Raw genomic sequence first — 21,569 nt, forward strand, 5'->3', positions numbered from 1 at the left:
GACGGGCTCTCATCCGCCTGCCAAGAACTGCTGTTCAAAGGAAAAGACAGGTCAGATGATGGAAGCAACAGCGGGTTGCTCCTCTTCCCTGCCCCAACCGGCTTCACCGATATCTCCAGCCAAGGCTGTGTACGAATCAGCCGTCGAGCCCAGTATTGACCCTACCGCCTATGTCCTTACCTCCGAAGACGGGCTTTCGTCTTTGAACCTGATCATAGACTCTATTCACTGCCCCTCCTGCATCCGCCTGATTGAAGGTAATCTGAAAAAACTCCCCGGGATCAGATCTGCCCGGGTTAACCTTTCTACCAAACGGCTTTCTGTTTTGTGGGATGAAACTGTTACCCCTGCCAAGGCAATCATCCACAAGCTGGACGAGCTGGATTTTCCTCCAACACCTTTCAACCCTGCCCTTTTGACTTCGGCTTCGGAAAAAGAAGACAAGGCTCTGCTTCGAGCCATGGGGGTTGCCGGTTTTGCTGCGGCAAACGTGATGCTGCTTTCCGTGGCTGTCTGGTCAGGTGCGGATGAAATGGGTCCTGCCACCCGGGATCTCATGCACTGGGTATCTGCCCTGATCGCCCTGCCCACCGTGGCCTATTCCGGACAACCCTTTTTCCGCTCTGCCTTTGCAGCCTTGAAAGCCCGCAGCCTGAATATGGACGTGCCGATTTCCCTGGCGGTGCTGCTGGCTGCCGGAATGAGTGTCAGCGAAACCCTGCAAAGTGCAAAACACGCCTACTTTGATGCATCGGTCATGCTGCTGTTCTTTCTGCTTATCGGGCGTTATTTGGATCGCCGGATGCGGAGCCGGGCCCAGTCTGCGGCCCAAAATCTGCTCTCGCTCCGCGCGATCGCAGCGACAGTTATCAAAGAAGATGGCAGCAGAATTTCCCTGCCTGTCGAGGCAATCGAACCCGGGATGAAGGTTGCCATCTCTGTCGGGGAAAAAATTCCAGTCGATGGCAAGATAACTAGCGGCAAATCTGAACTGGACACTGCGTTGGTAACCGGGGAATCCCTGCCCCAGATCGCCGGAACAGGTGATGCCGTCTTTGCTGGAACACTCAATCTTTCAGCCCCGATCGAGGTCAAGGTGACCGCAAGGGATGACCAGACCCTTCTGTCCGAGATTGTCCGTTTGATGGAAACGGCGGAACAGGGACGTGCCAGGTACGTCCAGCTTGCAGACAGGGCAGCCCAAATCTATGCCCCGGCTGTCCATCTGCTTTCTGCCCTGACCTTTGCCGGTTGGTGGATCCTGGGAGACGGTGGATGGCACCCTGCCTTGATGAACGCTGTTGCCGTTCTTATCATCACCTGTCCCTGTGCCCTCGGGCTTGCCGTGCCGACGGTTCAGGTCGTCGCCAGTGGCCTGTTGCTAAAGCGGGGAATTCTGGTCAAGGCAGCGGACGGGCTGGAACGTCTCGCCGATGCCGATGCCGTCGTCTTTGATAAAACCGGGACCCTTACCGAAGGCAAACCGACCCTGACCAACCGGGAAAGTGTCACAGAAAACGATCTTCAACTTGCTGCTTCTCTTGCCCTTCACAGCAAACATCCTCTGTCAAAAGCAGTGGTGAAGGCTTTTACTGGAAAGCTGATCCCCCTCACAGATATTCATGAAGAAGCCGGGCAAGGTCTGGAAGGGTATCTGGATAACCAACGCGTTAGAATAGGTAATCGGCACTGGTGTGGTTTTGACAAAGCAGTTGATGAAAACGAGACAGTCAGCGAACTCTGGCTCAGCAGTGGTGACAAGATATCGGTACGCTTTACCTTTACCGACAGTCTGCGGGAGGATGCCGTCGGGGCCGTTGCTCTTTCCAGACATTATCTTGGGTCTGCCGAACTTCTTTCAGGTGACCGAAAGGCAACAGTCACCCTTGCTGCAAAAGAACTCGGATTAAAAATCTGGAGAGCAGAAGCCAATCCCAAAGATAAAATCATCCGGCTGGAAGAACTCGCCCGGGAGAATAAAAAGGTCCTGATGATCGGCGATGGCCTGAACGATGCACCTGCCCTGGCAACAGCCTTTGTTTCTGCATCTCCGGCAACCGCCTCCGATATCAGTCAAACGGCCGCCGATTTTGTCTTTCAGGGCAACAGATTGAAACCGATGATCGAGGCAATTTCTATCGCCCGAAAAGCAAAGGCTCTGATCTTTCAGAACTTTGGTCTGGCGATCCTCTATAATACCGTCGCGGTACCTCTTGCCATGGCCGGTTACGTCACCCCCCTGATCGCCGCACTTGCCATGTCTGGTTCTTCGATTGTTGTCACTTTGAATGCGCTGCGTCTACGCCTGTCAGAAAAGGAAAGCTGACCATGTCTGCCCTTGTCTTTCTTATTCCCGTAGCCCTCGGATTGGGCCTGCTCGGTCTGGCAGCTTTTCTCTGGTCTCTGCGCAGTGGGCAGTTTGACGATCTTGACGGTGCCGCCTATCGCGCAGTTTTTGATGACGATATCGTCCCTCCAACTGAGGAACAAAACAGCGAGGTCAGCAAGGCACCTGGAAAAAAGTTATAATTCCCCCTCTCCGGCCTTCTCTTTCACCGGAAGAGCTGAATAATCGCTGTAAACAGGAAGATGAGCTCAGCAAAGCCTTTCCCAAATGCTGCTAGCAGCGACGCGCCTACTCTGATTTTTCGTCCAGGCCAAAGGCCTTGCCATAACTGATTTTGGCCCCCAGCGGCAGAACTCCCTTGCGAAACTCCAAAGCCATAAAACATTCGCCAGTGAAAGGTCCATCAAGTTTTTCTGCCAACTCTGAAGAAAACCCGAAACGTTCATAATAATCCGGGTCGCCCAGAACAATAATTCCAGCCAGTTCTTCATTATTCCTGCAGACCTGAATCCCCGCCTCAACCAGTTTACTGCCGATCCCTTCTTTTTGGCGCTCCGGATCCACAGCCAAAGGAGCCAAGGCCGCAGCCGAAAGGATAAGTTCCGGAGATTTGGCCTCCATAATACTGAAGAGGATGTGGCCGAGCACTTTCCCCTCCTCTTCTGCAACCAGACCAAACAAGACCTCTTCTTCCTGATAGAGCCGCTTGATCAGGTCGCTTTCATCCCACTGCCCAAAAGCATCATGAACAAGTTGTAAGACCGCCCCCCGGTCTTTCAGTTCTTCCTGTCGTATCTCGATCACCCGTAACAGACCTTTTTTAAAGTGGTAATTCAGTTGTGTACTTCAGACTACGCAGGGCAAAGCGTGAGCTGACAGACTGAATAATCGACAGATGCAAGAATTGATCTGTGATCATCCGGTCATAGGCTTCAATATCTTTGGCCACAATACGCAACAGATAATCTCTGTCTCCAGTTACCGTATAACATTCCATGATTTCGGGTCGCCGGGCAACAATGGCCTCGAACTGCCGCGCGTTTTCCTCACTATGACGCAACAGGGTTACCGTCGCAAAAACCGTAACACCCAAGCCAACAATTTTCGGATCAAGCAGGCAAACTTCCTTGCGGATCAGTCCTTCATCGCGAAAACGTTTAATCCGCCGCCAGCAAGGAGACTGTGACAATCCAACCCGTTCGGCAATATCTGCTGTCGGCAGGGTAGAATCCTTCTGCAGCAGGCTCAGGATTTTAATATCGATGGGGTCTAGATCAATCACAATTCCATTTACCATATATTATTGGATATTTTATGCGTATTTAAACATAAACGCCCAATAATAGAAATAACATTCCCCAAAGCTGAACATAAAATAAACCCAGCTAATTTAGTCGGAATTGGCCAGGAAGAACTGCTGGATCATTGGGGAGAATAAAATGGGGCATCAAGGCTCTGTCTATGAATCAAAAACACCTGACCAACAGGGCTTGTATCATTACGACAGTGAAGAAAACCAGATCTGGCACGATCTGATAACCCGGCAACACGAAATCCTTGATGGCCGGATTTGCCCAGAGTTCCTCAGGGGAATTGATCTGCTGGGTTTGTCTGCCAACAAGGTTCCCCAGCTCAAAGAAGTCAGCGCCCGCCTTTATGAGGCAACAGGTTTTGGCGTTGAATCTGTCCCCGCTGTTATTCCGCCAAAAGACTTCTTTTCCATTCTTGCGAACAGACGTTTTCCCGCAGCAACCTTTATCCGTCTGCGCCAGGATTTTGATTACATCAAGGAACCTGATGTGTTCCATGAGATATTCGGCCACTGCCCCATGCTGACCAACAATTCCTTCGCCGATTACGTTCAGGAGTATGGCAAACTTGCCCTCTCGGTCGACAAAAAATACATGTGGTCGTTGCAGCGACTTTTCTGGTTCACTGTCGAATTTGGACTTCTCAGAACCACAGCAGGGCTGCGGATCTATGGTGCTGGACTGGCCTCTTCTTCCGGCGAGGCGGTTTACTGCATGGACAGTCCGGTCCCGGTCAAACTGGATTTTGATCCCTTGAGTATTTTCAGAACCGAATACCGGATCGATGTATTCCAGCCGATCTACTATGTGATCGACAGCTTCGAGCAGCTGTTTGAAACCATCACATCAAACCTGATTCCGATCATGGATGAAGCGAAGGCACTTGGCAGCATCAATCAAGAGATCCTGCCCGCTTCCGCAAATACTCTTACACACTAGTTTTTCCTCTTCCCGTTGGAGATTTTAATGGTTAACACAGCTTCAAAAAACGTAACGACACCAGTTGGACAGTCACACTGGGACAATCCAGCCGGAACGCTTGGTTTTGAATTTGTTGAATTCACAACCAAAAATCCAGCCCCCATGCGCGCACTTCTGGCCAGCCTTGGCTTCAAGGCCAAAGCCCGTCACCGTTCGAAACAGGTCACCCTCTTTACCCAGGACAATATCAACTTTCTCCTGAATGAAGAACCTGACAGCTTTGCTGCCGAGTTTGCCAATGAGCATGGCTCTTCTGTTTGTGCTGTTGCTTTTGCCGTACAGGATGCCGGAAAAACAGCCAAACACCTCAAATCCCTTGGGGCTGAACTTTACGAAAGTAAAGTGGGGCCAATGGAGCTCAACATCCCCGCAATCAAAGGGGTGGGGGAGAGTCTGGTCTATCTCGTGGACCGTCAGAGCAGCCGCACGATTTATGATATCGACTTTATTCCTCTCGTTGGTGAAGACAGCAGTCAGCAGGATGTCGGCCTTACCTACATCGACCATCTGACCAACAATGTGTTCCAGGGCCGGATGAACTACTGGGCCGAGTTCTATGAGAAGTTCTTCAATTTCCGCGAAATCCGCTATTTTGATATCGAAGGAAAACTGACCGGGCTGCACAGCCGGGCCATGACCAGCCCCTGTGGTAACATCCGCATTCCGATTAATGAGTCCGCCGATGATAAGTCCCAGATCGCTGAGTATCTGAAAGATTACAACGGTGAAGGTGTCCAGCACATTGCCATGGGAACCGATGATATCTATGAAACCGTGCGCAAGCTGCGTGAAAATGGTGTCGATTTCATGCCAGCACCGCCTGAAGCCTACTATAACAATCTTGATACACGTGTTCCGGGTCATGGCGAAGATGTCAACCGTCTGAAAGAACACGGTATTCTACTGGATGGTGCCCCGACTGAAGACGGTGGTATTCTCTTGCAGATCTTTACCAAAACCTGTGTTGGTCCGATCTTCTTTGAAATCATCCAGCGCAAGGGAGACGAAGGATTTGGGGAAGGAAACTTCAAGGCCCTGTTTGAATCCATGGAACAGGACCAGATTGATCGCGGTGTGCTCAAGGATGAGTAACCCGTCTGATCAGTCTTTCTGAACAGTACAACCGCTCCTCCGGCTGGCGTTCACTCCTGCCGGGGGAGTAGATAACTGGAGGACCCGCATGAAACTGGCTACTCTGAAATACACAGGAAGAAACGGGAAACCAACCCGGGATGGCAAGCTCGTCGTTGTTGACAGAACGCTCTCCCGCTATATTGAAGTGCCCGAAATATGTGGCACGATGCAAGAAGCCCTCGATGACTGGGAAGCAACAGCCCCTGGTCTTGAAAGCGCATATCACCGCCTGAATGCCGGGGAAGAAACTGAACACGCTTCCTTTCACGCCACAGACTGTATGGCCCCCATTCCACGTTGTTATCAATGGATTGATGGTTCGGCTTATGTCAATCACGTCGAACTGGTCCGTAAAGCCCGTGGCGCAGACATGCCCGAAAGCTACTGGCACGATCCCCTGATGTATCAGGGAGGATCTGACCATCTGATCGGTCCCCATGCTCCTGTTGAAATCATCTCTGAAGACTACGGAATAGACTTCGAGGCTGAAGTTGCCGTCATAACCGACGATGTCCCTATGCACGTATCTTTGGAACAGGCTCCACGACACATCAAGCTGTTATGCCTGGTTAACGATGTCTCTCTACGCAATCTGATCCCGGCAGAACTTGCAAAGGGTTTTGGTTTTTTTCATAGCAAACCTGCCTCGGCTTTTTCTCCTGTTGCCATAACGCCCGATGAACTTGGACCTCACTGGAATGGGTACAAGGTACATCTTCCTTTGGTGACGACATATAACGAGGTTGAATTTGGTCGCCCGAATGCCGGTATTGACATGACTTTCAATTTTGCTGAACTGATTTCTCATGCAGCAAAAACCAGACACCTGGGCGCTGGTACCATTATCGGTTCCGGGACTGTCTCAAACAGAGACGTTTCTGTGGGATCTTCCTGCCTCGCTGAAAAACGCATGCTGGAAATGATTGCCCGCGGCAAGCCAGAAACAGGCTTTATGAAGTTCGGAGATCATATACGTATCGAAATGCCAGGACCGAACGGAGATCCTTTGTTTGGTGCCATCAGCCAATTCGTGGTCGAACATGCTATCTGCCAGGAAGAAGTCCGTTATACCTCTGCTTTTGAATAGGAAAAGTCTATGACCATAGAGATCGAACTCTATGATTATTATCGTTCTTCAGCTTCTTACCGGGTGAGAATAGCCCTGGAACTGAAAAACCGCTCTTATCAAAAAATTCCGATCAACCTCAAAACCGGGGGGCAACATGAATTATCCTATCGGACAATCAACGCACAGGGACTTGTTCCCGCACTGATAATCGGACCGAAGGTGTTGACGCAGTCACTGGCAATTTTGGAATATCTGGAAGAAGTTTACCCTGACCCTCCCCTGTTGCCCCGGAACCCTTTTGAGCGAGCCGAAGTCAGATCGATTGCCCAGATCATTGCTTGCGATATTCACCCTTTAAATAACCTTCGTGTCCTGAATTATCTGAAACATGAAGCCTCAATTGAGGAACAACAGGTTTCTGACTGGTATCAGCACTGGGTTCATGAAGGTTTTCTGGCGATTGAACAGAAGTTCCTGACCTCAGCAGGAAAATACAGCTATGGTTCGGACATCACATTCGCCGACATTTGTCTCATGCCTCAGGTTTACAACGCCAAGCGTTTTTCCTGTGACCTCTCGCCTTACCCGACTTTGACCAGGGTTGCTGAAAATTTGTCCCTGCTCCCTGCCTTTACCCGCAGTCATCCAGATTTCAACTAAAAGACAATACTACTGGGGTATTCTTCACACCTCCTCATATGTTAACCATATTAATGGCTATTTTCCGGGATTTTTTCGACTTTTTGTTAAAAGCTGGTAATTATTTAAAATTTGTAGTAATACTTCGTTAATAATTCACAAAAAAACTGGTAAGCCTGATGCAACAGGGGGCAATAAAACATTCAATGGATCTGGAAGCGGTTCTCGAACGTGAGCCGACGGAGCATTTGTCTTTGGTACAGGATTCCAATAACAAGTGGGATATCCTGCACAAGCAGGCTAATCGTCTTTTCCATTATCGGCTGACGGAACACAGTCTTTCCCGGCAAGACAGGGAAGCCTTGATGCTGGCCCGGAATGAAATCCATCAATTGGCTTCTTCCCTCAAGGCCTCAGAGGCCCTGAGAAAAGCACTCAAGAAGACCTGAACTGCTGCTCCAACTGAGTGAGTGCTTCTTCTGGCCCCTCGAACAGACAATCTGCGCCTTCTGAACCAAAATTTCGCTCAAGAATTGCAATTTTTTGTTGAGCACAGAGATATTCCATATAAGAAATATCCTTGAAAGCGATAAAAAGTTCCAGTTTCGCCAAGTGGACATAAGGCAAGAACCTCGCTTCAGCTATAACCGTCTTTACACTTTCAGAGTAAGCCCGTACCAGCCCCCCGGTACCGAGCTTCGTTCCACCAAAAAACCTGACTGTAATAACCGCCGTATTGATCAGGTCACTCCCCTGGAGAACCCGGAGACTTGGTGGACCAGATGTTCCAGAAGGTTCTCCGTCATCAGACGATCCCTCTTCTACCTGTCCATAGGCATTTAATCTTCGAAATGCCCAGACATGGTGATTGGCTTTCTTGTGCTCTTCCTTAAGCTCTTCCAGTCGCAGAGTAAGGTTTTTCTCAGGCAATAAATAGGACAGAAAGCGAGATTTCCTCTCCTCGATTTCTGCCCGGAATTCTTTATCCACAAGCTGCATTATTACTCTGTCATAACCGCAATGGGGCCTACGGCAGACTTCTTTATAAATTGCTGAACATAAGGATTGTCCGTTGTATCCAGTTCTTTGGTCGGTCCGCTCCAGACTACCTGCCCCTCATGTAACATCAAAACATCATCAGAGATTTTTCGAACCGAGGCCAGGTCGCTGCTGACAATCATGCAGGTAACATTTTTGTCCTGCTTCATATCAATAATCAGCTCACTAATAGAGTTACTCATAATAGGATCCAGTCCAGCAGTCGGTTCATCCAGAAAGAGAAACTCCGGTCTCCCGGCAAAAGCACGCGCCAGGCCGACACGTTTTTGCATTCCCCCTGAAAGTTCCGACGGGTAGAGATCAGCCACCTCAGGTCTCAGCCCAACTCTTCCCAGAGCCTCAACGGCCCCTTTCTTGGCCGCGGTTTCATCCGCTCCCTGCCCCTTTAAAATCTTGAAAGCAATATTGCGCCATACAGGCATACTGTCAAAAAGGGCAGACTGCTGAAACAACATACCAAAGCGGTCGAGGAAATCTTCATTATCACGGGTTCGTCCTGTCATATCCTGGCCATCAACCAGAACCTGCCCCGAATCAGTGGTGACAACGCCGAGAATAGACTTCAGAAGCAGGGTTTTACCACTGCCTGATCCACCAATCACAACAAGAGAACGCCCTGGCTGTACCGAAAAGTTTACCTTGTCCAGTGCCCGTACCTGGCCAAAGCTCTTAGTAAGTTCCCGCACATCAAGAACAGCCGTTTTTTCCTCGAGAACAGCGCTCATAATATTCCCCCTCACCGAATTCCCCTCACTGCCCGCGTCACTCCACGCGCGCTAGACTAGCACAGAACCCCGACTGAACCAGCCCGGCAAAAACCAGTTTTCTAGCCGGATCATAATTCATGATCAGCTTCACCCAATAAAAAAAACCTCCGACCCGAAGATCAGAGGTTTTTTTATTGGTCGGAGTAGCAGGATTTGAACCTGCGACCCCTTGGCCCCCAGCCAAGTGCGCTACCAGGCTGCGCTATACTCCGTCAGTCACAGCTGAATTATTCAGAGAATATTTCAGCGCGAACAAGCCCTATATACCTTTGCTCTCCGGTCATGGCAATGGGGGAAAAGAAAAAAAACACCTCAGTTCTGACCAAGCAGAGATCTGATTTTTTTCAGTTCGATCAGAAGCTTCCTCTGCTCGTCTGTACCAAGCCCTGAAGTTATCACCGTCCCTAAATCGCTATCTGTTGCGGCAGGTTTGGATACCACTGAATCAGAAGAGGATTCCTGTTCACCTTCTTTAAAGCTGCCATCCTTAAAGAGTTTCTGGACTCCCTTGATTGTATAGCCATCACGATAGAGCAGGTTCCTGATCTGACGCAGCACATCAAGATCTTCAGGGCGATAATACCTTCGGCGTCCGGCACGCTTCAGCGGCTTCACCTGAGGAAATTTTGTTTCCCAGAATCTCAGGACGTGCTGGGGCACATCCAGATCATCGGATACTTCACTGATCGTACGGAACGCGGCCGCTGATTTGGTTGTCGTTTCTGCAGCAGACATCTTGCAGATTTTACCCCCGCTTTTTACTTACTTTCGGCCTGATCATCCGGAAATCCGGCAGGAGTTCTATTTAAAGGGAGTTATTGATTTTGTTTTTCAACACATGGGATGCCCGGAAAACCAGAACACGCCGAGGCAAAATCGGCACTTCTTCGCCGGTTTTTGGATTACGCCCGATCCTCTCGCCCTTTTCCCGAACGGCAAAACTGCCAAAAGAGGAAATCTTGACCGCATCCCCTTTGATAAGGGTTTCAGAAATTTCATTCAGAACTGATTCAACCAGTTCCGCGGATTCATTTCTGGACAGACCAACTTCCTGGTATACAGCTTCGCTCAGATCAGCACGTGTTATTGTTGCACCCATAATGAAGGACACTCCCCTGTTATCTTTATCTGAATTATGCGATATATTCGCTAACCCATATGATATACAAGGGCAATTTTGCTCGACTTCACGTGAAATGACAAGTTTTATCTGAGAAGAGCTTCACAAGAAGCCAATTTACTTTACCAGCGCAGCAGCGCAGAACCCCAGGTAAATCCACCACCCATGGCGGTCATCATGATCATATCACCCTGCTTGATCCGGCCATCATAGACAGCTTCGGTCAAAGCAAGGGGGATAGAGGCCGCAGAAGTGTTGGCATGTTTATCAACGGTAATCACAACCCGTTCTTTCGGCAGGCGAAGTTTTTTGCCCATTGCCTCGATGATACGAACGTTCGCCTGATGTGGTACCAGCCAGTCAATATCTTCGGCAGAGAGCCCGGATTTTTCCAACGCAGCATCAATGGATTCCGGCATTCTGGAAACAGCCTGCCGGAAAACTTCCTTGCCTTCCATACGCAAGAATCCGGCGACACCCGTGGAAGAAGGTCCGCCGTCAACATAGAGCGCATCGTGATATCGGCCATCCGAATAGATATGAGTGTTCAGAATACCCCGATCCTGATTTTCCCCACATCCTTCTTCGGCCTGAAGAACGACAGCCCCGGCACCATCCCCAAACAGCACACAGGTCGAACGATCTTCCCAATCGAGAATTCTGGAAAAAGTTTCTGCTCCGATCAGCAAAACTGTCTTGGCCTGTCCTGCACGGATCATACTGTCTACCACAGAAAGTCCATAGACAAAGCCACTGCAAACAGCCTGAAGATCAAACGCTGCCCCGCGGAAAATGCCGAGGTTCTTCTGTACAACTGTCGCTGTCGCCGGAAAGGTCTCATCCGGTGTCGCCGTAGCACAAACAATCAGGTCCACAGCCGCAGCATCAATGCCCGCATGCTCCAGCGCCGCTTTTGCGGCTTTGGTAGCAAGATCAGAGGTCAGCTCGTTTTCACCTGCGACATAGCGGTGCTTAATACCGGTACGCTGCTGTATCCATTCATCGGAAGTATCGACACGTTCCGCCAACTGGTCATTTGTGACAATACGCTCTGGCAAATACGACCCACAGCCCTTTATTACGGAACGTATCATCATTCAAAAGCAGCCTGTTCATTCAGTGTTTCGCGGGTAAGCGAATCGAAATCCTCGCGAATTTTCTTGATTATATCCTGCTGGCGCATATCCACCGCAACCGCGATTGCATTGGCAAAACCAACAGCGTCAGTCCCGCCGTGGCTTTTTACCGCAATCCCGTTCAGCCCCAGGAAAATAGCCCCGTTATACAGCCGGGGATCAACCCGTTTTTTCAGCTTGCCCAAAGCCGAACTCGCCAGGATGTACCCCAGACTCGCCAGCAAGCTGCTTTTAAAGCTCTGCCGGAAGAACTCTGTGATAAGCTTTGCAGTGCCTTCCGCCGTTTTCAGGGCTACATTGCCGGTAAAGCCATCCGTGACAATCACGTCAACAGTACCCTTGCCAATGTCATCGCCTTCGACAAAGCCGACAAATTCACCTGGCAGATCGGCCTGACGTAACATACTGCTGGCAACCTGTAGGTATTCATGCCCCTTCACATCCTCTGAACCGACATTGAGGATACCGACAGAAGGTTCCTGAACACCGAGAACACAGCGGGCGAAGGCATTCCCCATTACCGCAAAATCGAAAAGATTATCTGCATCACAGCTCAGATTCGCACCAAGATCCAACATGAGGGATTCGCCTCGAAGTGTCGGAAAAAAAGACGCGATCGCCGGGCGGTCGACCCCCGGAAGGGTTTTGAGGACAAATTTTGACATCGCCATCAAAGCGCCCGTATTCCCGGCTGAAACGATTCCGTCAGCGCGGCCTTCATGGACAGCATTGATCGCAAGGCGCATTGAAGATTTCCTGCGGGAGCGCAATGCTACGGCAGGTTTATCATCGCTGAGCACCTTGTCGTCAGCGTGGACAAATTCGACAACTTTTTTAAGCCTGGTCGTTTGTTCGATAAGAGGCAGAACCTCCTTCTCGTGACCAAAAATGAGAAACTGGACGTCAGGATATCTCTGGGATGCAATTTCTGCTCCCTGAACGACGATACCCGGTGCGTCATCTCCACCCATTGCATCTAAGGCTATGGTTATACGAGCGCTCACTGGCTTCCTGTCTTGTCGAGTTGGACCACGTAAGAAAGGCCGACCATAACGATCGGCCCATCACATAAGACTTGTCAGACTAGTCTCAGGCTTCGGCTTCAACCACGTCACGGCCATCATAGTGACCGCAAGAAGCGCAAACATGGTGTGGGCGCTTCAGCTCACCGCAGTTTGAACACTCCTGGTGCACACTTGGTGCAAGTGCATCATGGGCCCGACGCATGTTACGACGGGAAGGACTAACTTTACTCTTTGGAACAGCCATTGCTCTAACTCTCGCATGTAGCTTTAATAAAAAATCTCGCCGCTTCTTAGCCAATAAGAGCTGCGACGGCAAGCCCTAATGACGGTAACGCTATCTTACTTTTTATTCTGGAGGTCTTTCAGCACTGAAAACGGGTTGTGTTTTTCCGTTTGCGGTGCCTTTTCCTCGTCAGGAGCCTCATCAACAGACTCACCATCCCAGGAAACCCCAGACTTACGTGGATAAGGGTCCAGCATCACAGCCAGCTGTTGTGCAACAGCTTCACCAAAATCTATACCCTGAGTTTCTACCATCTCTGGTGGATCCTCGGCATCCATATCTATAAGTATCTCATCACCAGCTTCGTCTACTGGGTCAAAGCTATAGAGAATCTCGAAGCTTTCATCAAGAGAAGATATAATTGGCTCTGCCGAAATGGCACATGCCTGGATTACACCTGCTTTTAATTGCCCCGATACCAACAATAATGAACCTTTTCCCTTTGGTTCCAGATTAAGAACCGCCGAAAGGTTATTCAACTCGATCAAACCAAAACGCCGCGCAAGTGCTGCACATTCTTCTGGCTTGGCCTTCAACTCAAGAACCTGGGAACGCGCCTGGATCCTGTCTGCAGGATAACGCCGCGAAAATTCGTTCTCGTACCGCGATACCATCGCTGCACTCCTGATCCATGCAAACAAAGGGAACCCGGCAAATGTTATTGCTTTGCACAAAGACCCCATAACAATACCACAAAGGGCAAGGCTGCGCACAATAGGTTCAGCGGTATCATGGGTCAATAGCCTTTATTGCAAATCAGGCATACCTTGAAATCCTGCCTTGCCTGACAAGATTTCTGAAACATCTGTTGCCGCTAAAGCCGCTTGCTGGTGTTTAATATAGCCGCACATCCGATCAAGACACTCCTGATTGACTTCAACCGTGCCATAAAGATTTCTCTGTAACGCAAGAAACAGATCCTCATGGCTGGATCCCAGAGCCTCTTCATAGGCAGAAATCCTGCCATAAAACCCCTGTACCATCGCTTTGACACGCTTTCCGACCCCAACATCCCCGACCCCGGCTTCACGCAAGCTCAGGTCCATATCCCGAAACATGAGATCAAACAGTTTCTGGGAGAATCCGGCTGTCCGTTCGTGTTCGGTCTTCAAACGGCGCAGAATCAGAAACATGTGCAGGGTCAACAGATCAAACCGACCATCAAGACTATCAGGCACGCCCATTTCGCGGAAAAAAACTTCACTTCTTGCCTGGGTCACAAGAGACACATAAAGATCATGCACGGCATCATCTTCCCGATTGCGGCCAAAGAGCTTGTTGAACAATTTTTTCAGTCCTCTGCTTCAAAGAGCATTGATTTATGACTCGAAAAAGAAAACAGGGAGGATATAGTGCCTGTGCCTTTTGCGATCGCTACGCGGTAGGTTTATCAAGAACCGCCTTTGTGCTAAAGAGCATTGCTATAAATTATTTTTAACCTCAATTCGAGTTTGGTCATGTCGCAGAGTTTCTCCTTACGCACAAAGTCTTTCCTTGCCGGACTGGTACTCCCCCTGCTCCTCGGCGCGTGTGAGAGCAGTGTCTCTGTGCGCGGCAATTTCCCGGATCCTGAAGAAGTAGGTTCTTTGGAAAAAGGCGTCCATACCCGCCGGGATGTTGCAGATAAACTGGGCTCGCCCTCTACCCTCTCCACCTTTCAGGACCAGGTCTGGTACTACATTGGTGAAAAGGTTGAAAAAACAGCATTTTACGATCCAGTTGTCCTGGATCGCACCGTTTTGATTGTAAAGTTCTCTTCCGACGGTGTGCTCGAGGAATCCCGTGCCTATGCACTTGAGGATGGCCGGGTGATTGATCCCGTAACCCGGGAAACACCAACCGAAGGTCAGGACATTACGATCATTCAGCAGCTGCTGGGCAACCTCGGCAAATTTAACCCGGGCAGTAAAAAATAGCCGATTCTCAGGCCGTCACAATCTTGTTCAGCTGTCTTCGAAAAGACAGCTGAACAAGTAAAAACAGGATGATCGGGATAAAAGCCAGCAGATTAACGGCATCCCAGCCCAGCTTCTGATATATAAGCCCCGATCCAAAAGCTGTAGTGGCAACAACACCAAATACAAGCAGCTCATTAAAAGCCTGAACCTTTGCCCGTTCTTCCGGACGATAGGAGTCCGTCAGCATCGTACTGCCGCCGACGTAGAGGAAGTTCCAGCCCAGGCCGAGAGCTACCAAACCAAACCAGAATTGTTCCAAAGCAACGCCACTCAGGTTAATGGAAGCAGCAATAACCAGAAAACACACGCCAAGCAGCTGAATGCGAACAGCCCCATATTTGCGGATCAATGTACCGGTAAAGAACGAAGGGACATACATACCGAACACATGCCACTGGATCACCGTGGCCGCAGCTTCAAAGGGATGGGCACAGGCGATCATCGCGGCAGGCGTTATACTCATGATCAAGTTCATGCAGGCATAGCTGACAATCCCGCTCAGCACCGCGACAAAAAACACCGGCTGCCGGGCAATCTCGAGGATCGGACGCCCCCGGCTCTGGATTTCATGTACCTGCAGCCGGGGGATATCAATAAACTGGACGATCACCAGAGTACAAAAACAAAGGGCCGAAATCGCATAAAAGCTTCCGACGAAAAGTATTGGACCAAAAAATTCCATTTCCTTGGACCACTTGGCAAGCTCCGGGCCGGCAAAGGCAGCGATAACACCCCCGGCCATAACCAGGGAGATTGCCTTGCTTTTGAACTGTTCTGTCGCCGTATCAGCCGCGGCAAAGCGGAAATAGGCCACCGTCGACATAAAGGCCCCGAAAAGAAACGAGCTGAGACAAAAAAGCAGGAAGTTTCCTTCCAGGATCGCCTGGGCAGAAAAAAAACCTGAAAGCACGCCACAAACAGCACCAAGAGAAAAACCTGCCCGGCGTCCGTAGTGTTTCATAAGATAGGAAATCGGCAAAGCACAGACCATCATACCAATGAACTGCAATGATAACGGCAATGTACCGTTAGATTTATCCTCAGCCAATGTTGTCCCCACAAGGGCGCTCATGGAGATCAGCATGGAGCCGCAGCTCATTCCCAGTGCCTGGCAAATTGCCAGAAAAAACACATTCGCTTTGGTTGGATCGCGCTCTGTCATGAAATTCTCTCGGAAAGGAGATAAAACATATACAGGAAGAGGTCAGCTTTCCAAGAGAGAAACAGGCAAACAGCAAGTTATTTATATTCAAAGATATTATCAACTGTTTGAAGGTTTTGAGATACCTTCGACAATCAGTTCAACACCTCTGATGGCATCCTTGCCCATCACTTTCTGGGCAACAATAACCAGACGGTTCTGGATAACAGGGGTTGCATAACCTTCTTTGGTAAAATAGCGGTAGTTATAAAGCCCGTGCAATTCCGCCATGAAGTCATTGCGCAACCTGATCTTCCAGCGCTCGGTATTAATGAGAGGGTCTCCCTCCGGTACCTCTACAATAATTTTCACTGTTACATGATGGGTGACAACCCCTTCCTTGATCAGAGGGATGACCATAGGTGCAAACTCGAGATACCCAGAAGGAATTTCCGGTGGAGCCTCGACAACATCCTCAGCACCATCTGCAGGCTTAAAGAAGAACCACCAGGCCGCAGCTGCACCTCCTCCCAACAGGAGCAGAACAGCAAGGACTAGGATTATTTTTTTCATTAAACTACCAGCTGATTATATAACTCGGGATCTCAGTACTTGTTTTGTCACAAGCGAAGCCCGTCCCCCGAAACGGGATTTGGGGAGTATGGCAAAGATTATTGCAGGGAAACATTAAAAATGTGTCCACCCGCCTTTCGCAGGAAGAAAAATCTCCCCGTTGCGGCAAATCAGCTGAACCCCTTGACCGGAAATTACCTTGCCAATTTTCGACAGCTTCAAAGACAGCTTTGCTGACAGCTCCCGTATATTCTGTTCCTGAGACGGATCAGAAGTAAAGACAAGCTCGTAATCATCTCCGCCAGTCACAGCAAGCTCCAACCCCTGATCAGGACAACCTGACATCACTTCCACAAAGGCCGCCGACAAGGGAATTTTATCTTCGTATAGCTCAACAGCAACATTAGAGGCATGAGCAATATGTCCCAGGTCAGCAAGCAAGCCATCTGAAACATCCATGGCTGTCCGGGAATAGGCGCGCTGAAGCAACTCTATACCCAGATTACAACGCGGTTCAGGAACACGGTAACGCCGGATCAAATGCGCTGCTTTCTCTGGTTCAGGCGCAGTAAGTACTTTGGTCAGCAGCTTCAATCCCGCGGCTGAATCACCCAGATCGCCACTGACCCAGACATCCTCTCCTACAAGCGCCGTGTTTCTCTGCAGACATTGATGGCGGGCTACAGATCCAAAACATGTAATGGTGATGGTGAGCGAACCAGGAGTAACAACCGTATCCCCTCCGATGAGGTGACAGGAAAATCTCTTCTGATCCTCGCCCAGTGCGGCTGTAAATTCCCTGACCCAGCCGGTTTCGATCTGGCTGTTGTAGGCCATGGAAAGGCTGTAGCCGAATGCCGTCGCCCCCATTGCCGCCAGGTCTGACAGATTGACACGCAAACACTTCCGCGCAATATCCCCGGCCGGATCCGACATAAGAAAATGGACACCCGCAATCAGGGTGTCCATTGTCACAACAGTTGAGGCTTGCGGATTTTCGGAAATCAGCGCGGCGTCGTTAAGCAGACCAAAGGCCTCATCATAGCCAGAAGCCAGAGGGGCAAAATAACTTTTGATCAGGTCAAATTCGCTTTTTTCCACGCAGACAGCCTATCTTCAGGAAAACTCGTCCTTGCGCAGGCTGTGGCCCAGGCGATCGAGAACACCATTAACCATCGCTGTTTCCTTGTCACCAAGGAAGGCATGAGCCACATCGACATACTCGGAAATAATCACCTTTACCGGCGTATCAGCCCGCTGCTGGATCTCATAAGCACCTGCAACCATCACCAGCCGGAGCAAAGGATCAAGCCGATGCATCGGCCAGCTTTTGTCCAGAACCGAGCTGACCATATCATCGAGCAGCGCGCGCTCTTCGTTGACACCTTTAAAAAGCTGGATAAACAGGTTCTGATCGAGAGCAGCAAGATTAAGGCCGTCGATTTCCTCGTCAATTCTGCCGTTAAGAAACTCATTCAGCACCGTTTTGGCGCTCGCTTCGTTAAACTCGATCTGAAACAATGCCTGAATCAAGGCAAGGCGCGCCATGCTTTTTTTCAGGCTGGCATTCGGAGGGGAATTCGGGGTTTCATCAGTCACGGAATCAACAGTCCTTTATGCCACACCATAGAGGCGTTTCAGTGCAATCATATCAAGGCATGCCCGGGTTACGGCCCCGCCCTTGTTCTTTTCGGATTGACGTGCACGGGCCCAGGCCTGAGCTTCGTTCTCTACCGTCAGAACACCATAGCCGATTGCCATATTTGAATCGACCGCCAGATCCTGAAGCTTGCGGGCACTTTCAACACAGACATAGTCATAGTGACTGGTCTCGCCGCGGATTACGCAGCCAAGAGCCACATAACCATCAAAGGCTCGGCCGGATTTACGCTGCGAAGCAAATTTAATTGCTGCAGGCAATTCAAATGCACCTGCAACCGCGATAACCTCGTAACTACAACCGTCTTTTTCCAGCTCGGCAATAGCTGCATTTTTCATCTCGTCGGCAATCGCTTCATAAAAGCGGGCCTCAACAATCAGAACATGTGGTTTATCAGTCATTCACTGGTACCTTGTTAGAAATATTGGAAGGGTGATCAGCTTCAACCGTTCACGCTTCATCGATTGGTCGCTGTTCAACAACAGAAAGACCGTATCCGTCAAGCCCTACGATGTGTTTCTCTGAATTGGTGAGCAGAATCATCTCTCCAACGCCCAAATCAAGCAGTATCTGCGCCCCAACTCCATAATCACGCAAATCATGGCTTCCTGTCGGGGCCTGCCCAATCCGTGTCCTGATGGTATCAGAAAGGCTGCTCGGTGAAGGTTCGCGGATCAAAACGACAACACCCTCCCCTTCCTGGCCAATCATTTTCATGGCGTTGTGCAGGTCACCTGCCTTGCCACTGCGGTTGTCCCCCAGCACATCATCGAGAACATTCAGGGCATGCATCCGGACCATAACCGGACGATCTGAACTGATTTCACCTTTCCAGAGCGCAATATGTTCCGCATAGGTGGTCTTGCTGACGTAAACCGCCAGATTGAAGCCACCAGCAAAATCGGACACAAAGGTACTTTCAAGTGTACGTTCGACCAGATGATCATGTTTTCTGCGATAGGCAATCAGGTCAGCAATCGTCGCAATTTTCAGTTTATGTGTTCTGGCAAAATCAATCAGATCATCGCGACGCGCCATAGTGCCATCATCGTTCATAATCTCACAGATGACTCCGGCCGGATTGAGGCCAGCCAGACGGGCTATATCAACCGCAGCCTCAGTGTGACCCGTTCGAACCAGAACTCCCCCATCCCGCGCCACCAGAGGAAAAACATGACCAGGAGTAACAATGTCGGCAACAGAGGCAGAGGGATCAATCGCGACAGAAATCGTTCTTGCCCTGTCAGGAGCAGAAATTCCCGTTGTAACCCCTTCTTTTGCTTCGATAGAAACCGTAAAAGCCGTCTCGTGACGGGTGCCGTTTTTTTGCGCCATCAAAGACAGGCCGAGCTCTTCAACTCTTTTTTTGGACAGGGCGAGACAGATTAAACCGCGCCCATATTTTGCCATAAAATTGATGGCTTCGGGGGTCGCCATCTGGGCAGGGATTACCAGATCTCCCTCGTTTTCCCGATTTTCATCATCTACCAGAATGAACATATGTCCATTACGGGCTTCTTCGATGATCTCTTCAGGAGGAGAGAGGATATCACTGAATGCAGTCGAACCATTTTTTCCGGCTTGTGTTTCACCCATTGTGCTGCCTTTCAAGTAGCTGTCCGACATAGCGAGCCAAGAGATCAATCTCGAGATTAACCTGGCAGTCACCTTTGGCATACTCACCAGCCTGCCACTGCCCGAGAGTCGTCATTTCTGCTGTGTGGGGAATAATGTTGACCCCGAACAGATTGCCCTCAACCTCATTAACGGTCAAAGACACACCATCGAGAACAATCGACCCTTTGGGAGCAATGTATTTTGCCACTTCTTCCGGAGCCTCAAAGGTAAATCGCATTGAATCGCCCTCGGCAAGAATACGGACCACCGAGGCCACACCATCAACATGCCCCGACACCAGATGCCCCCCGAGTTCATCCCCAAGGCGCAGGGCCCGTTCAAAGTTTACCGGAGTCCCAACCTGCCAGTTTGCCAGAGTGGTTTTTGAAAGGGTTTCAGCAGAAACATCTGCACTGAACCAGCCTGTCCCCTTTGCAACAACAGTAAGACATGCCCCGGAGCAGGCGATGGATGCACCGATATCCACAGTATCCATGTCATAGGAGCAATTGAACACAAAACGTTTATCCCCCTTTGCTTCAATTTCGCGGACCGTGCCCAAGTCAGTAATAATTCCGGTAAACATATTTTAATCGTGCCTTCAGAGTTTATGTCTTGTTTAGTCAAAGATCCCGGCGATAACTTTCCATAATGTCATCGCCCCGTTTTGAAACACTGGTCAAATGAAACCTGGGTGCCAGTTCCAGCCGTTCAAGACCGAACCCGACTGAAGCAGAAATTCCGTCGCCCCCGATGATTTTAGCAGCACGAAACCATACAATCCGGTCGACCAGATCCGCCTGAAACAAAGAACCGATAATATGGCTGCCACCTTCGATCAGAACCCGGGTAATACCCCGGTTTCCGAGTTCCCTAAGCGCAATCCCAGGGTCAATATAGCCCTGGCTATCCTTGGGCAATGTAACAACTTCTACTCCCGCTTCCCGATAGGCCTGCAGACGGTCAGGATCATTCCCTTCCAGCGTCATCAGAAGTGTCGCGCGCTTTGTCGCCGTGGCAACAAGACCGTGGGTCAGAGGCAGTCGCAACCGCCCATCCATTACAACCCGCAGGGGAGATGCATCTTCCAATCCCTGTAGCCGGACATCCAGTCGGGGATCATCAAGAACAGCCGTACCACTGCCGACCAGGATTGCATCATTGCGAACACGGAGCATCTGCCCTGCCCGGCGCGCTGCTTCGCCAGTAATCCATTTGCTTTCGCCTGTCTTTGTCGCAATCCGGCCATCAAGAGTTGTTGCAACTTTCAACGTCACCAAGGGGCGTCCATGACGAACCCGGGTAAAAAATCCGGCATTGAGATCTTCTGCTTCCTGGCGGCACAAACCAGTCTCAACAACAATTCCAGCCTCGCGCATCCTCGATAGCCCACGTCCCTGAACCCGGGCATCGCTGTCTTCAACAGCAACAACACAGCGACTTATTCCCGCAGCAATAAGTGCATCAGCACAGGGGGGTGTTTTCCCGTGATGTGCGCAGGGCTCCAATGTGACATAGGCTGTTGCCCCTCGCGCCTGCGCTCCTGCCTGGGCCAGAGCGCCCACTTCAGCGTGGGGACGCCCTCCCGGCTGGGTAAAACCGCGTCCAACCACCCTGCCGTCCTTGACCAGCACACAGCCAACCGCCGGATTTGGAGCCGTACGCCCAAGGCCGCGCCCGGCCAGAGACAGAGCAGCAGTCATGTGTTGAAGGTCAGTCGTGAGTTGATCGCCAGACATAAAGGCAATTC

27 protein-coding genes and 1 tRNA gene are annotated in these 21,569 nt (G+C 50.3%); 8 read left to right on the forward strand and 20 right to left on the reverse strand.

The annotated features are described in order from the left end of the window. Window positions 1-55 precede the first annotated feature (55 nt). Together B152_RS0115240 and ccoS are read left to right on the forward strand one after the other, a co-directional pair. Window positions 56-2,326: a cation-translocating P-type ATPase gene (locus B152_RS0115240; RefSeq protein ID WP_020593293.1), complete on the forward strand. Its 2,271-nt coding sequence runs from the start codon at window positions 56-58 to the stop codon at window positions 2,324-2,326. Window positions 2,327-2,328: 2 nt separating this feature from the next. Continuing rightward, on the forward strand, window positions 2,329-2,529 hold the full coding sequence (ccoS, locus tag B152_RS0115245) for a cbb3-type cytochrome oxidase assembly protein CcoS (RefSeq protein ID WP_020593294.1): 201 nt from the start codon (window positions 2,329-2,331) through the stop codon (window positions 2,527-2,529). Window positions 2,530-2,635: 106 nt separating this feature from the next. On the opposite strand, the gene B152_RS0115250 is transcribed toward ccoS, so the two are convergent. Beyond that, window positions 2,636-3,151, reverse strand: coding sequence for a GNAT family N-acetyltransferase (locus tag B152_RS0115250; RefSeq protein ID WP_020593295.1), 516 nt, complete (start codon window positions 3,149-3,151; stop codon window positions 2,636-2,638). 16 nt (window positions 3,152-3,167) lie between these two features. Next, entirely contained in the window at window positions 3,168-3,629 is a 462-nt protein-coding gene (locus B152_RS0115255; protein WP_245549972.1) for an Lrp/AsnC family transcriptional regulator, read from the reverse strand. A gap of 157 nt (window positions 3,630-3,786) precedes the next feature. On the opposite strand from B152_RS0115255, the gene phhA reads away from it, so the two are divergent. From phhA to B152_RS0115280, 5 genes are all read left to right on the forward strand, one after another. Further along, window positions 3,787-4,596 (forward strand): phenylalanine 4-monooxygenase, encoded by an 810-nt coding sequence (gene phhA / locus B152_RS0115260; RefSeq protein ID WP_020593297.1) that lies wholly within the window; start codon window positions 3,787-3,789, stop codon window positions 4,594-4,596. A 27-nt stretch (window positions 4,597-4,623) separates the two neighbouring features. Next, window positions 4,624-5,730, forward strand: a complete 1,107-nt coding sequence (hppD, locus tag B152_RS0115265; RefSeq protein WP_020593298.1) for a 4-hydroxyphenylpyruvate dioxygenase — start codon at window positions 4,624-4,626, stop codon at window positions 5,728-5,730. Between the two features lie 88 nt (window positions 5,731-5,818). After that, complete coding sequence (locus B152_RS0115270; RefSeq protein WP_020593299.1) at window positions 5,819-6,859, forward strand: fumarylacetoacetate hydrolase family protein; 1,041 nt, start codon at window positions 5,819-5,821, stop codon at window positions 6,857-6,859. A gap of 9 nt (window positions 6,860-6,868) precedes the next feature. Then, window positions 6,869-7,501: a maleylacetoacetate isomerase gene (gene maiA, locus B152_RS0115275; RefSeq protein ID WP_020593300.1), complete on the forward strand. Its 633-nt coding sequence runs from the start codon at window positions 6,869-6,871 to the stop codon at window positions 7,499-7,501. Between the two features lie 158 nt (window positions 7,502-7,659). Further along, a complete protein-coding gene (locus B152_RS0115280; RefSeq protein WP_157231116.1) occupies window positions 7,660-7,929 on the forward strand; it encodes a hypothetical protein in 270 nt (89 codons plus the stop codon). Here B152_RS0115280 and B152_RS0115285 read toward each other — a convergent pair. The 10 genes from B152_RS0115285 to B152_RS0115330 all read right to left on the reverse strand — a co-directional run bounded on the left by B152_RS0115285 (window position 7,916) and on the right by B152_RS0115330 (window position 14,156). Next, on the reverse strand, window positions 7,916-8,479 hold the full coding sequence (locus B152_RS0115285; RefSeq protein ID WP_020593302.1) for an IMPACT family protein: 564 nt from the start codon (window positions 8,477-8,479) through the stop codon (window positions 7,916-7,918). The genes B152_RS0115280 and B152_RS0115285 overlap by 14 nt on opposite strands. A gap of 2 nt (window positions 8,480-8,481) precedes the next feature. Beyond that, complete coding sequence (locus B152_RS0115290) at window positions 8,482-9,264, reverse strand: ABC transporter ATP-binding protein (RefSeq protein ID WP_020593303.1); 783 nt, start codon at window positions 9,262-9,264, stop codon at window positions 8,482-8,484. Between the two features lie 177 nt (window positions 9,265-9,441). Continuing rightward, window positions 9,442-9,518 (reverse strand) — tRNA-Pro (locus tag B152_RS0115295). A 100-nt stretch (window positions 9,519-9,618) separates the two neighbouring features. Further along, window positions 9,619-10,041: a MerR family transcriptional regulator gene (locus B152_RS0115300; RefSeq protein ID WP_020593304.1), complete on the reverse strand. Its 423-nt coding sequence runs from the start codon at window positions 10,039-10,041 to the stop codon at window positions 9,619-9,621. 70 nt (window positions 10,042-10,111) lie between these two features. Further along, window positions 10,112-10,516 (reverse strand): integration host factor subunit alpha, encoded by a 405-nt coding sequence (locus B152_RS0115305; protein WP_483790093.1) that lies wholly within the window; start codon window positions 10,514-10,516, stop codon window positions 10,112-10,114. A gap of 32 nt (window positions 10,517-10,548) precedes the next feature. Next, window positions 10,549-11,523, reverse strand: a complete 975-nt coding sequence (locus B152_RS0115310; protein WP_020593306.1) for a beta-ketoacyl-ACP synthase III — start codon at window positions 11,521-11,523, stop codon at window positions 10,549-10,551. Continuing rightward, a complete protein-coding gene (gene plsX, locus B152_RS0115315) occupies window positions 11,520-12,566 on the reverse strand; it encodes a phosphate acyltransferase PlsX (RefSeq protein WP_051083073.1) in 1,047 nt (348 codons plus the stop codon). Before plsX ends, B152_RS0115310 begins: the two co-directional genes overlap by 4 nt. Before the next feature lie 85 nt (window positions 12,567-12,651). Next, window positions 12,652-12,831, reverse strand: coding sequence for a 50S ribosomal protein L32 (gene rpmF / locus B152_RS25830; protein ID WP_083921914.1), 180 nt, complete (start codon window positions 12,829-12,831; stop codon window positions 12,652-12,654). Window positions 12,832-12,926: 95 nt separating this feature from the next. Beyond that, the gene (locus tag B152_RS24005; RefSeq protein WP_157231117.1) at window positions 12,927-13,583 is read right to left on the reverse strand and encodes a DUF177 domain-containing protein; all 657 of its coding nucleotides are present in this window, start codon (window positions 13,581-13,583) and stop codon (window positions 12,927-12,929) included. Window positions 13,584-13,616: 33 nt separating this feature from the next. Continuing rightward, window positions 13,617-14,156 (reverse strand): ubiquinol-cytochrome C chaperone family protein, encoded by a 540-nt coding sequence (locus B152_RS0115330; RefSeq protein ID WP_020593309.1) that lies wholly within the window; start codon window positions 14,154-14,156, stop codon window positions 13,617-13,619. A gap of 171 nt (window positions 14,157-14,327) precedes the next feature. Here B152_RS0115330 and B152_RS0115335 point away from each other — a divergent pair, with 171 nt between their 5' ends. Then, complete coding sequence (locus tag B152_RS0115335) at window positions 14,328-14,786, forward strand: outer membrane protein assembly factor BamE (RefSeq protein ID WP_033406667.1); 459 nt, start codon at window positions 14,328-14,330, stop codon at window positions 14,784-14,786. Between the two features lie 7 nt (window positions 14,787-14,793). Here B152_RS0115335 and B152_RS0115340 read toward each other — a convergent pair whose 3' ends face one another. The 8 genes from B152_RS0115340 to ribD all read right to left on the reverse strand — a co-directional run bounded on the left by B152_RS0115340 (window position 14,794) and on the right by ribD (window position 21,558). Further along, on the reverse strand, window positions 14,794-15,990 hold the full coding sequence (locus tag B152_RS0115340; protein WP_020593311.1) for an MFS transporter: 1,197 nt from the start codon (window positions 15,988-15,990) through the stop codon (window positions 14,794-14,796). A 99-nt stretch (window positions 15,991-16,089) separates the two neighbouring features. Further along, window positions 16,090-16,542 carry a hypothetical protein gene (locus tag B152_RS0115345; protein ID WP_020593312.1) on the reverse strand — a complete coding sequence of 151 codons (453 nt, stop codon included), beginning with the start codon at window positions 16,540-16,542 and terminating at the stop codon, window positions 16,090-16,092. 114 nt (window positions 16,543-16,656) lie between these two features. Further along, window positions 16,657-17,643 (reverse strand): thiamine-phosphate kinase, encoded by a 987-nt coding sequence (gene thiL / locus B152_RS0115350; RefSeq protein ID WP_020593313.1) that lies wholly within the window; start codon window positions 17,641-17,643, stop codon window positions 16,657-16,659. Window positions 17,644-17,658: 15 nt separating this feature from the next. Further along, window positions 17,659-18,141 (reverse strand): transcription antitermination factor NusB, encoded by a 483-nt coding sequence (gene nusB, locus B152_RS24010; RefSeq protein ID WP_020593314.1) that lies wholly within the window; start codon window positions 18,139-18,141, stop codon window positions 17,659-17,661. A 15-nt stretch (window positions 18,142-18,156) separates the two neighbouring features. Continuing rightward, the gene (gene ribH / locus B152_RS0115360) at window positions 18,157-18,603 is read right to left on the reverse strand and encodes a 6,7-dimethyl-8-ribityllumazine synthase (RefSeq protein ID WP_020593315.1); all 447 of its coding nucleotides are present in this window, start codon (window positions 18,601-18,603) and stop codon (window positions 18,157-18,159) included. 49 nt (window positions 18,604-18,652) lie between these two features. Then, entirely contained in the window at window positions 18,653-19,798 is a 1,146-nt protein-coding gene (gene ribB, locus B152_RS0115365; protein WP_020593316.1) for a 3,4-dihydroxy-2-butanone-4-phosphate synthase, read from the reverse strand. Next, window positions 19,791-20,405 (reverse strand): riboflavin synthase, encoded by a 615-nt coding sequence (locus B152_RS0115370; RefSeq protein WP_020593317.1) that lies wholly within the window; start codon window positions 20,403-20,405, stop codon window positions 19,791-19,793. The genes ribB and B152_RS0115370 overlap by 8 nt, the downstream gene beginning before the upstream one ends. 37 nt (window positions 20,406-20,442) lie before the next feature. Beyond that, entirely contained in the window at window positions 20,443-21,558 is a 1,116-nt protein-coding gene (gene ribD / locus B152_RS0115375; protein WP_211212222.1) for a bifunctional diaminohydroxyphosphoribosylaminopyrimidine deaminase/5-amino-6-(5-phosphoribosylamino)uracil reductase RibD, read from the reverse strand. Between the last annotated feature and the right edge of the window lie 11 nt (window positions 21,559-21,569).

This window comes from Kiloniella laminariae DSM 19542, from assembly GCF_000374005.1.
GTDB lineage: Bacteria > Pseudomonadota > Alphaproteobacteria > Kiloniellales > Kiloniellaceae > Kiloniella > Kiloniella laminariae.